The organism is Dactylosporangium cerinum (genome assembly GCF_042653625.1).
GTDB classification, from domain to species: Bacteria; Actinomycetota; Actinomycetes; order Mycobacteriales; family Micromonosporaceae; genus Dactylosporangium; species Dactylosporangium cerinum.
Window position 1 is genome coordinate 21,249 of the sequence record NZ_JBHSIU010000116.1, and the last position, 11,149, is coordinate 32,397.

Below are 11,149 nucleotides of genomic sequence, written 5' to 3' on the forward strand. Positions count from 1 at the left end.
CCGGCGGGATCCCAGACGTGCCAGATCCTCAGGAGGACAAGGTGCCATCCAGCGACCGCAGCCACACACCCGCCACGTACCGCACCGGCCGGCCTACCACCTACCGCACCAGCCCGTTCACCATCCCGCCGCAGGGCCTCTTCCCGCGCCGGAGCGTTGCCGCGCCGTGCTCGGCCTGGCCTGCGGACGCCGTCCCGGATGGTGATCTCGTCGACGACCGGCAGCTGCAGCGGCCGGCAACGGTTCGCCACGTGGACAGCGACTGCCTGATCGGGATGCGGGACGTCCGCCGCGGCGACCTCGTGCAGGCCCGCGCCGTCGACCACGGCGGCCACCCGCGCACCATGCTGCCAACCCTGCGCCGGATCTGGGCCGCCACCGGCCAGGACAGCACCCGCCTCACCGCACGGCTCCTCGCCCACGACTGGCTCTACCTCGACGCGACCGTCACGGCTCGGCACCACCCCGCCGGGCAGACCACCAGCGGCAGGCAGGCCATCGCAGGCGTCGGCGTGCCCCGGACCAGCATCCCGTCCAGCGACGCCGGCGGCGACCCGATCACGGTCGTCCCGCTCGCCCACCTCGCCGTGCTCGACGCGGGCTGGCTGTACCTGCTCGACCCTGCCGCCGACACCGTCACCGTCCACACCGGCGACGGCGACCTCGTCAGCCGCCACCCCCTCCACCACTGACACCTGGCACGCGACATCGCCGCAGCGCAGGAGATGCCGCACCCGGTGAACCGACGAACAGCAATTTGCCGTGCGGCGCCCAGCCCGACTCAGCCAACCGCCGGGAACCGTCCGGCGGATCCGCGCTGAGCCGAGCGGGGCGCCGCGGCGCATCACGTCCAGCTCTCCGCCGCGCAGCAACCCCGAAGGGACCACCTCGATGCACCGCCCCTGCCACGTCCGTCGCGCCACGACCCTGCACCGCCGCGAGGACCGCCGCGCCGACGGACCCCGGACCGGCGGCCCACCGGTGCGGACGGAGCAGCCATGACCGCCCGGATCCTCGCCATCGCCGCGGCGCTCGTCTGCGGCGTCATCGTCGCCTGCGCCGGCCTCGGCGGTGTCCTGCTCACCGGCGGCAGCGCCGCAGCCAACTGTGTCCCTGGCCCGGCCGGCAGCGGAACTCCCAGCAGGCCGTCCGGACCGACGGCGCCACCGAGCGGACCCCTCCCGGCAATCGACCAGTGGGACCCAGTCCAGGTCGGCAACGCCGCCACCATCATCTCCGTCGGCGTCGCCCGCGCGCTCCCGGCCCGCGCCTGGGTGATCGCCGTCGCCACCGCGATGCAGGAGTCCAGCCTGCGCAACCTGCCTGGCGGTGACCGGGACTCGGTCGGGCTGTTCCAGCAACGCCCCTCCCAAGGTTGGGGCACCGTGGCGCAGCTGACCGATTCCGTCTACGCGGCCGGGAAGTTCTACGACAAGCTCGTCACCATCCCGAACTGGCAGACGCTGCCGCTGACCGAAGCCGCCCAGGCCGTCCAGATCAGCGCCTTCCCCGACGCCTACACCCGGTGGGAACCCGACGCGGTCACCATCGTGCAGACCCTCACCGGCCAGGCCGGCGGCGTCGCCGCCTGCAACATCAGCATCAGCGGGCAGGGCTGGACGCAGCCGGTCCAAGCGCACGTCGGATCCGGGTTCCGGACCGCGGACCGGCCGACCCACGACGGCGTCGACCTCATCGCGGCCCGCGGCACACCGATCCACGCCGCCTCGGCCGGCACTGTCAGCCGCGTGCGCTGCAACGCCGCCGACAGAAACACCCGCCAGCCGTGGGGCTGCGACCGCGACGGCGACCCCAATCAGACCGTCGGCTGCGGCTGGTACGTCGACATCGACCACCCCGGCGGCGTCGTCACCCGCTACTGCCACATGCTCACCCAGCCGCTGGTCCGCGAAGGCCAGACGGTCGCGGCCGGCGAGGTCATCGGCATTGTCGGCAGCAGCGGCCACTCGTCGAGTCCGCACCTGCACTACGAGGTGCACATCAGCGGCGACGGCAGCCACGACCACAGCCTGGACAGCGCCAAGGACCCGGTGTGGTTCATGGTGCTGGTCGACGCGCCGCTCGACGTCGCGGACCACTGGCCGCCGAACAACGACATTGCCGGTCACCGCAGCTTCGCGGAGCCGACTTGAACGTCGGCGGCTTCGGATATGAGATGTCCCGTCAGATCTTTGCGCCGCTGACCCGTGTGCCCACCTCGACGAGCCTGTGGTCCATCGAGGAGTACACCGACCGATCCGCAGCGGCGAGATGCTGCTCAACCCGGCCTACCAGCGCGGTCCCCGTTGGGCCAACGGGCAACGGATTGACCTCATGCGCTCATGGCTGCAGGGCGTCCCGATCCCCGCCGTCGTCGTCAACGAGCGGACGAACCCGGCCTGGCACCGGGTCGACCCCGAACTGCGCGTGACCTACGCCGTCGTCGACGGCAGGCAACGGTTGGAGACGGCCCTGGCCTGGCAGGACGGACGCCTCGCCATCCCCGCCTCGTGGCTTCCACCGGACTGGGTCCACACCACCGAGGAGACCACCGACGGCCCCTACGTGCGAGTCAGCAGTCTGCGCACACCGCGCCGCGTCCAGCGGCTCATGGACCTGTCGTGCGTCCGCGCCAAGGTCGCCACCGAGGCCGCCGAGGCGGCGATCTACCTGCTCATCAACAACTCCGGGACACCGCAGTCCGCGGAGGACCTCGCGCGAGCCGCGGAGGTAGCCGACAGCTGACCCCGCTCGGAACGCGACCACATCAACCGCCTCAGCCGGCAAGCCGCCGACTGTGGCGCCGGCCCGCAGCAAAGGAGTCCAGTTGACCATCAACGACCACCGCACCGACCACGCGGCCGACGCGCGCCTGTCCGCCCTGCGCGGCGCGGTCACATCCCTGCTCATCCGACTGGAGACCGACGTCGACCAGGACGGCTGGGACCAGCCGCCCGCGCTGTTCGGCATCTTCCACCACCCGCACCCGCACCCGGCCAGCGCCGACTATGCGGTCGAGCTCGACGGGAGCCTCGTCGGGCCCGGCACGTGGCACCGCCCCGACCCGGCCGTCCCGGCCGGATCAGACGCGAACCTACACCCGGTCGACATCCTGCTCAGCCTGCCCGACGAGCTCGACGGCCCGGCCATGCGGTCCTGGCTGGACGGCTGGCTGCACCGCGACGGCCGGCAGCTGCTCGGGTTCGGGTTCTGCTTCGAAGCCTGGCAGGGCCGGATCCGGCCCGGCTACCGGCACGGCGACCTCGCCCAAGCGCCCGCCTGGCAGCGCACCGAAGTCCGCGCCGTCGCCGCGCTCGACCGGCACGGCCACACCTGGCAACTCATCCGCCCGCGCGGGGCCAACCGGGCCAGCCTGACCACCAGCGACAACCCCGGCCAGCGCATCGCCGCCAGCCGCATCCTGGCCGGCCTGCACCGTCTCAATCACCTCGGCCGCCGCCGCTGACACCACCCGCGACCACGGTCGCGGCCTGCAAGCGGCGTCAGCCACGCGGCGCGACCCGCGCGACCCGCGAATTTCGCCGGCCGAACCCGGTCCGGCACCAGCGATCGCACCAAGGAGTACCACCCCGTGGATACCCGAGCGCCGGCCAATCCGGCCGGCAACTCCGTCCGCACCACCGAGCAGGAGCAGCGATGACGAACACCGCCCTACCGTTGGGCAGCCCGCCCGACACAACCGCCCCGGCAAGTTGGCCGCCGTGCGATTGGCAGCAGCGAGCCTTGGACGCCGAGGCCGAACTCGCCGCCCACGCCGCGCGCCGGGCACAGATTCTGCAGCGTGTCCGGACCGGCGTCGAGGTCGGCAACCTCGACCTCGACGTCAGCAACGCGATGCTCGAGGCGCTCGGCCTGCCGCCGCTGCCCCAGTGCTTCACCACCGACGTGTCCGTCGACCTCACGGTCACCGTCATCGCCCGCAGCCGCGACGAGGCCGTCCGGCTTGCCGAAGCGGCCGTCGTGGCGGTGCTGGAGCAGACCCGATTCCTCGACCGGTTCGACGTCCACACCCGCGCATCGATCCGCGCCGGCGTGGCCCCCGATCGCGACACCACGGCCGGCCTTGCCGGTCGCGCGGCAGCGCAGGACCATGGCGGAGCGGAGCCCGAATGATCGACGACCCGGCACCGGCTGACGACGGTGAGCATCTCCCCGACTGCTACTGGCGGCTCGACGGACGGTTCTTCCTCACCGCACGCTATGGCCCGATATGCGCTATCCCCGAACTGCCGCTGCTCGCCTTCGGCGGCGAGTTCTCCGACGGCGACCTGTCCGTGTCCGGGGCCCGCTACGTCGACCTCGGCCACATCACCTGCTGGGACGCGACCCGCTCGTGGGAGCGCCACGCGCAGCGCGACGCGTACGACGCCCTGCAGGCGGCGTACCCGGACACGTTCAGCATCGTCGTCAGCGGCGACGGACCCGCCGCGGTCTGGCTGGTCCTGCGCCTGACCCGGCTCACCGACCCGATCACCGACACGCTCATCAACATCCACGACAACACCTGCGGCATCCCGCAACAGCAGCACCTGTGGCCGCTCGAGTGGCACCGGCCCCGACAGCCCCACCGGCCTCGGCTCCCTGCAACCCTCGCGCCGAAACTGATCCAACGAGAGCGTCGGGATGCGTGACCCCGACGACGAACCCGGTCGCTGATCGGTTCACCGCACCAGCCACGCGGCACCAGCAGCCGCACACAGGCGCAGGACGCCCGCTCCGATGGCGCTGGCACCGGCACCGCGCGCATGCAGCCGTGCTGCAGCAACCGCTGACCCGCCGACCGCGATGCCCGTGAGCACGACACCGGCACCCGCCGGAGGCCAGCTCAGGCATCCACCGCGGTCCTGACGTCCTTGTCCACTCGGCGCCACCGGCGCCCCGATCCGGCAGCTCGCCGACCGTCTGACCGCCCCCGGTCGACCGGTCCTGGCAGGCCGCCACCTTGCCCGTTGAGGTGGCCCTGCCGGACGGCGGGGCCACCTCCACGTCCACGTGGAGGAGAAACCCCCATGACCATCCCTAGCCCTGGCCCAACCCCTGCCCCGACCACCGGCACTGGCGCAGCCACCGGCGCTGGCGCTCCTGCCGCGCGGTCCGGTTACCTGTACCGGCTGGTCGCCCTCTACCTGGTCGACCATCCGGACGACTTCCACAAGGTCGGCCAGATCACCAAGGCCCTCGGCGTCCCGTCCTCCGGAGCAGTGACCGAAGTCCTGAAGAAGATGTCCTTGGCCGGGCATGCCACCCACCGCCGCGACCCGCATCACCGCTACCAGATCACGCAGGCCGGTATCGACGCCGCCGGCGCCATGCCGCCCACCGCACCGCATCCCGGCGGCGGCAACAGCGGCGGCGGCCGGGCAAGCCGGCCCGCGCCGGTGCCCCGCCCGAACGGCACCTTGTACCACCCGCGCAGGCTCGGCAAGGGCTGGGACGTCGAGGAACTGCGTCGGCTACGCGAGCAGCAGATCCCGGTCCTGCTGTACGGGCCGCCCGGCACCGGCAAGACCGCCATGGTCGAGGCCGCGCTCCCCGATCTGCTCACCGTCGCCGGGACCGGCGACACCGTCGTGGACGACTTCCTCGGCTCCCACGTCCCGCTGCCCGGCGGCGGCTACGAGTTCGTCCACGGACCCCTGGTCACCGCGATGCGGGAGGGCCGGGCGCTGCTCGTCGATGACGCCACCCTCATCCCGCCGCGGGTCCTGGCGGTGCTGTACCCGGCGATGGATGGCCGCGGCGTGATCACCATACCGGCCAACGGCAACGAACCCGTCCAGGCCGTCGACGGGTTCTACGTCGCCGCCGGGCACAACCCCGGCGTGCACGGCGCCGTCCTCACCGAGGCCCTCGCGAGCCGGTTCACCGTGCACCTGGAGGTGACCACCGACTGGGACCTCGCCAGGCAGCTCGGCGTCCCCAAGGCGGTGGTCGCCGCCGCGATCGACCTCAACGCCGACCTCGCCGCGGGCAAGACCTCATGGGCGCCGCAGCTGCGGGAGGCACTCGGCTTCGTCAAGGTCAGCAAGAGCCTCGGCCTGACCGCCGCCCTCGCCAACCTCGCCGGGATCGCCCCCGAGGACGCCCGCGACGACGTCGTCGCCGCCCTGTCCCGGCACACCAGCACCCCGATCTCCGCGCTCACCCTCGGCAAACGCTGACCCGCCGCACATCCCGACACGCCATTTGGAAAGGACGATCCGTCATGCCACATCCCAGCACCCACCGCCAGCCCGGACGACCAGCGGCGCACGCTGGTGCCGACGCCTGGCAGGCATGGTCCGACGCCTGGACCCGGCACGTGCCGGTCCTCGCCGGACGTACCGACCTCACCGTGCTCGTCGCACCCGGCGCCGCTGGCAGCGCCCCGGAATGCTTCTACCCGGCGCTGAACCGCATCGAGGTCGACGCGAACTTCGTCGCCGCCGCACCGGATATCACCGACCCGGCCAAAGCCCGCCACAAGAACGTCGTACCCACCGGGTATGGGCTGCTCGTACACGGTGCCGCGCACGCGGCACACAGCCGCTGGAACGCCCCACCCGGCACGGCGCCGATCCTCGCCGAGGTCGCCGAACTGCTCGAGGAGTCCCGCGCCGAAGGCCGGCAGCGCGCCCGCCGCCGTAGTGACCGCCGCTGGCTGCGGCACGTCGTCAAGACCCTCCTCAACCCCGACGACGCCGCCGTCGATGACCCCTGGCACGCCGGGCAACTCGCCGCGCTGCTCCTCGCCCGCGTCGATGCCCGCATCGTCACCGGCAAAGACGTCCGCGCGGTCCGCGCGGCCGTCACCGGTGTCCTCGGCCGGGCCCGGCTCCGGCAACTGCGCGACATCTGGCGGGATGCGCACACCACCGGCGACACCGACGCCGCCACGATGATCGCCCTCGCCCGGCGGTGGTGCGAGGTCCTCGGCATCGACCCGGACCGGCAGCACACCGCCCCGGCCGCCGACCCGGGCATCTTTCCCGGGCGGCTCGCCCAGGCACTCGCCGAATATCTCGCCGTCAGTTTCGGGATCACCCCGGCCGAGTACGCCAGCATCATCCTCGCCCACCGGCACAGCCCGCCGACCGACTGGCTCCGCACCGACCCCACCGAACCGGAACAACGCGCGGCCCGCGACCTCGCCGCCCGGCTGCGGCAGGCCCACAGCGAACATCCCGAACCCGGGAAACGCCCGTCGCTGATCCCGCCCGGACGGCTCCGCGCCCGAGCCGCGATCACCGCCGAGGCCCAGACCGCCGCAGGGCAGATCCCCACCGCCGCGCCATGGCAGCAACGCGCCCAACTGCCACCGGAGAAGCCGAAGCTGCACCTGGCTGTCCTGGTCGACCTGTCCGGGTCCATGGCCGCCTACGCCGAGGCGATGTCCTCGGCCGCGTGGGTGTTCTCCCATGCAGCCCGACGCGCCGAGGCCAGCACCACCACGATCGGGTTCGGCAGCCGTACCACCGTACTCGTCACACCCCGACAGCGCCCGCAGCAGGTCCTGCACATGCGCACCGGCGGCGGCACCACCACCTTCCCGCAGGCGGTCAAGGTCGCCGACCAGCTGCTGAACCTGCGCCACGGCCGCACCCTGCGCATGGTCGCTGTCGTCTCCGACGGCGACCTCGCCGACAAACCCGCCGCGCAACGGCTCATCACCACCCTGCACCGCGCCGGCTGCGCCGTCCTCTGGCTTCACCCCGCCGAGCCGCCCGCGCCAACCGTGTCGACCGCGCCAGCAGGTGCGGGGAGACGGGCACGTCGGGCCGCGATCACGCCGCACACCTTCGAACACACCACCACGCTGACCGTCGCCGACCCCGTCGCCGCCGTCGCGGCCATCGCCGACGCCGCCGTCACCGCGCTCGCTCAGGCGTAGCCCCCGAGCGCCATCGGCGAAACTGCCCCACGACCGTCCGACGATTCGGTTACCCAGACCGACGCGCCGTCAGGACGCACCGGCGCCGAACATCAAGCACGGCCGCGGTGCCGCGGCCGTACCCGGCCACGGCTGCACCGTCAGCCTCCTGACTCATCCCGCGCTGCGGCGTTGCCCGGCCGCAGCCGGGCAACGCCGCACGTCAGCACCCGGATGGAGGGCACATGCCCGACCCCACCGATCCGCTGCGCTTCCCGCTCCACCACGCCCCAAGCCCATTGGAACGCCACATGTTGGACGACGATCTGCTGCGCTTCCCGCTGCAGCGACACCTGACTGCCCTCGCCTGGCACGTCGGCCACGACCTCAACCCCGACGCGCTGGACCCCACCCTCCCCGCCTTCGGCGAACTTGTCTCGCTGCTGGTCGACGCCGCCGGGCGGCACGCCGCCGCGACGCACCTCTGGCACCAGTTCGACGAGCCGCTGACCTTCCTGCTGGAGGTCATCAGCGACGGCCCGATCGACACCCACGAGGCGGACCTGCAACAGCTGACCGCACTGCTGCACCTGCGCAAGCAGCTCCTCCAGCAGCGGCAACAGGCGATCCGCGACGTCGCCGACGCCTGCCGCGGCCTCACCGTCGCCGGCGTCACCACCGCCACGCGGCACACACCGGCACCGCTGGACCCGCCGCGCCGTGACGCCGCCCCACTGGCCGCCCTCGACGACGCCGGGTTCCTCGCCGTCCTCGACGAGCACCGCACCACCACCCGCGGCTACCGCCTCCACCACAGCAGCGCCGAGGACCACACGAGCCAGCACGACGACCTGTGCGTCGGCGCGGTGCACGCCGACCTCGGCGCCGACGGCGCCCTCTTCCTCAGCGGCGCCGCCGACGGTAACGGCGACCCGTGGCACATCACCGCCAGCGAGTCCGCCCCCACTCACCTGCTCACCGCGCTCCTGCGCGCCTGCACCCCATCCGCCGACCGGGCACCGAACCCCCGCGGCCCGGACCCTGCCGAGACGACGGGAGACCACCCGCATGGGCGCCGTGACGTTTGAGACCTACGCCGATGGCGATGACCCCGACCGGGCGTTCAACACCGCCCGACGCGACGCCGTCCGCGACTGCGGACACGGCGGCTACACCGGCACCATCGCCGAGAAGACCTTCTACGTCATCGTCACCGACACAGTGACCGACCTCGACGAGGCCGAAGCCCTCGCCGCAGACCTCCTCGACCGCGACGACCCGCGCCTCGCCGGCACGTGGGGACCAGCCGGCGCCATCCCGGTCCGGCAGACCATCCGCACCGTCCGGGTCGACAACCTGTCCGGAACCTGGACGGGCTACACCCTCAATCAGCCAGACCTGAACCGTGCCGCCGGCGTAGCCCACGCCCGCGGCCAGCTCGCCCCAGGCGAAGCGGTCACCGCCGGTCGGCCGGTCTCCGCGAGCCGCGCTGAGCAGCCCCCTTCGGGGCCGTTGTCGAGTTGACCGTCCGGCGCAGCCTCGCCGACCTGCGGGCTCAGACCCACCCGGACGGCTGGCTGTTCTTCGGCTGGGCGAGCCACTGACCGCACCGCCGGTGGGGGCGCCGGCCTCGTTCGATCACGACGCTCGCACTGGCCGGCACCCCGCTCGTCCGACGTCGAGGACTGCGGTGCGGCCCAGTTGTGAAACGGCGCAGCAGCCGACCATGACTTGACCTCCGAGGCCCGGCGGGGTGTCCATCCATGTCGCCCCGTACGGCCTGAGCTGGCCCCACGATCCGAGGAGCGAAACTACGATGCCCATGATCAGCATCGACACTGAGATGCACGCCTACCCGCAGTCCCGCAGGAAGGTGGGTGACACCTTCAACGACGCCGTCCGTGCCTTGCTCGGACTGCCTCCTGCGCAGCCAGGAGCCGTGGCCGGGTCAGCGGGCGCACTGCTGGACCTCGTCACCGACGGCACCCTCACCGTCGGTGAGACCGTCACCTGGACTCGGCCCCGAAGCGGCGAGGTCCATACCGCCACCATCGACGCGGCAGACCACCTGGTGGCCGCAGACGGGCCGAGTTACCTGACCCCGGACATGTGCGCCAGCGCGATCGCAGGCCACCCGTGCAAAGGATGGCCCGCCTAGATCACCGCGTCCGGTCACACCCTTCAGGACCTTCGCGAAACGCGCGTGACCCAGAAGCCCGACAACGCCTCATGCCGCGCCACGGGTGCGTCCTGGCGTTGGCGGGCATCAGCGGCGGATCGACGACTTGACCAAAACAGAAAGACAAGCGTCGATCATTGTGCGGGCAACGACGGCGGGTGGCGAACGGCTGTGCCACCCACGGTCGTTGCCCGCACCACCAGACGCGCCCCCGGGGAGGCAACGCCAGATGCCAGCCATGCTCACCACCGCCATGCGGACCCACCAGCGGCCCTCGGCCGATGCCCCCGTACCCGACGACGTCGTCGACGTCATGCTCTGGCGCCTGGCCTTCGACGTCGCCGTGGAGCACCAGCGCGACTCGACCGGCAACTGCACAAACCTGCGCTGCGCCGGTCAGTTCGGAGCATGCGAGCCCATGCGCCACGCGCAGCACGCCCTGGCGGCGGCCCGCCGTCCCCCTGCCCTCCGTACCGGGACGACACCGCCCGTTGCGGCACCACCGGCTGCGGTGCACCGGCCTGCGGCGCTGGCCGTCGGCCGAGCCGTCGTCGCCCGTTCCAACAGCCGGTTTACCGGCTGGTTCACCCACACCGCCGCCGCGACCGTGAACCGATGGCGCGACCACCGCCTGCCGAAGCGGACACCAGGAGCGGCCATCGCCGTGGCGTGACGCCACGCATCGCGGCCCCAGCACAAAGGTCGCTGCTGCCGCGTCGCCTGCCACTGGCGGCGCGGCCGGACGCGGTGGTCGTGTCGATATTCTCCCGCAGACTTCGGAACTGGATCCGGCGTTCGTGCAGGCTCGTCACGGTGTCGATGAGGTGGCGCATGTTGCGGCCGAGCCGGTCGAGTTGCCACATCACCAGGACATCGCCGGTCCGCAGGTAGTCCAGGACACGGTGAGCTGCGGCCGGTCGGCCTTGGCGCCGGAGGCGGTGGCTTCGTTCGCGAGAACGGGGCTCTGGCGCATATTTCGGATGCTGTTGGTGATCTTGGGGTCAGTCGTTCATGCGGAAGATCTGTTGAAGACGGCTTCGTGGCCGTCGACGTGGGTCGGGCCGGTGTTGGGCGAGTCGGATGATGTTGGTGCCGGCGGC

The 11,149-nt window shown here is 72.2% G+C and carries 14 protein-coding genes; 13 read left to right on the forward strand and 1 reads right to left on the reverse strand.

All coding sequences use genetic code 11. The annotated features are described in order from the left end of the window. Window positions 1-41 precede the first annotated feature (41 nt). From ACFPIJ_RS56495 to ACFPIJ_RS56550, 12 genes are all read left to right on the forward strand, one after another. Window positions 42-692 carry a hypothetical protein gene (locus ACFPIJ_RS56495; RefSeq protein ID WP_380127842.1) on the forward strand — a complete coding sequence of 217 codons (651 nt, stop codon included), beginning with the start codon at window positions 42-44 and terminating at the stop codon, window positions 690-692. 306 nt (window positions 693-998) lie between these two features. After that, window positions 999-2,153, forward strand: coding sequence for a M23 family metallopeptidase (locus ACFPIJ_RS56500; RefSeq protein WP_380127843.1), 1,155 nt, complete (start codon window positions 999-1,001; stop codon window positions 2,151-2,153). A gap of 118 nt (window positions 2,154-2,271) precedes the next feature. Next, window positions 2,272-2,745, forward strand: a complete 474-nt coding sequence (locus ACFPIJ_RS56505; protein WP_380127844.1) for a DUF262 domain-containing protein — start codon at window positions 2,272-2,274, stop codon at window positions 2,743-2,745. A gap of 82 nt (window positions 2,746-2,827) precedes the next feature. Further along, the gene (locus ACFPIJ_RS56510) at window positions 2,828-3,466 is read left to right on the forward strand and encodes a hypothetical protein (RefSeq protein ID WP_380127845.1); all 639 of its coding nucleotides are present in this window, start codon (window positions 2,828-2,830) and stop codon (window positions 3,464-3,466) included. 278 nt (window positions 3,467-3,744) lie between these two features. Further along, window positions 3,745-4,134 (forward strand): hypothetical protein, encoded by a 390-nt coding sequence (locus tag ACFPIJ_RS56515; RefSeq protein WP_380127846.1) that lies wholly within the window; start codon window positions 3,745-3,747, stop codon window positions 4,132-4,134. Beyond that, complete coding sequence (locus ACFPIJ_RS56520; protein WP_380127847.1) at window positions 4,131-4,652, forward strand: hypothetical protein; 522 nt, start codon at window positions 4,131-4,133, stop codon at window positions 4,650-4,652. The genes ACFPIJ_RS56515 and ACFPIJ_RS56520 overlap by 4 nt, the downstream gene beginning before the upstream one ends. Window positions 4,653-5,030: 378 nt before the next feature. Beyond that, the gene (locus ACFPIJ_RS56525; RefSeq protein WP_380127848.1) at window positions 5,031-6,182 is read left to right on the forward strand and encodes an AAA family ATPase; all 1,152 of its coding nucleotides are present in this window, start codon (window positions 5,031-5,033) and stop codon (window positions 6,180-6,182) included. A gap of 44 nt (window positions 6,183-6,226) precedes the next feature. Continuing rightward, window positions 6,227-7,891, forward strand: a complete 1,665-nt coding sequence (locus ACFPIJ_RS56530; RefSeq protein ID WP_380127849.1) for a VWA domain-containing protein — start codon at window positions 6,227-6,229, stop codon at window positions 7,889-7,891. 224 nt (window positions 7,892-8,115) lie between these two features. Beyond that, a complete protein-coding gene (locus tag ACFPIJ_RS56535; RefSeq protein WP_380127850.1) occupies window positions 8,116-8,958 on the forward strand; it encodes a hypothetical protein in 843 nt (280 codons plus the stop codon). After that, a complete protein-coding gene (locus ACFPIJ_RS56540) occupies window positions 8,948-9,394 on the forward strand; it encodes a hypothetical protein (protein ID WP_380127851.1) in 447 nt (148 codons plus the stop codon). Before ACFPIJ_RS56535 ends, ACFPIJ_RS56540 begins: the two co-directional genes overlap by 11 nt. Window positions 9,395-9,692: 298 nt before the next feature. Further along, entirely contained in the window at window positions 9,693-10,028 is a 336-nt protein-coding gene (locus ACFPIJ_RS56545; protein WP_380127852.1) for a hypothetical protein, read from the forward strand. Between the two features lie 259 nt (window positions 10,029-10,287). Further along, on the forward strand, window positions 10,288-10,722 hold the full coding sequence (locus ACFPIJ_RS56550; RefSeq protein WP_380127853.1) for a hypothetical protein: 435 nt from the start codon (window positions 10,288-10,290) through the stop codon (window positions 10,720-10,722). On the opposite strand, the gene ACFPIJ_RS56555 is transcribed toward ACFPIJ_RS56550, so the two are convergent. Further along, entirely contained in the window at window positions 10,634-10,912 is a 279-nt protein-coding gene (locus tag ACFPIJ_RS56555) for a recombinase family protein (protein WP_380127858.1), read from the reverse strand. The two genes, ACFPIJ_RS56550 and ACFPIJ_RS56555, sit on opposite strands and share 89 nt — an antisense overlap. On the opposite strand from ACFPIJ_RS56555, the gene ACFPIJ_RS56560 reads away from it, so the two are divergent. Further along, window positions 10,874-11,149, forward strand: a 276-nt coding sequence (locus ACFPIJ_RS56560; RefSeq protein ID WP_380127859.1) for a hypothetical protein, incomplete at its 3' end; no start/stop codon positions are given. The two genes, ACFPIJ_RS56555 and ACFPIJ_RS56560, sit on opposite strands and share 39 nt — an antisense overlap.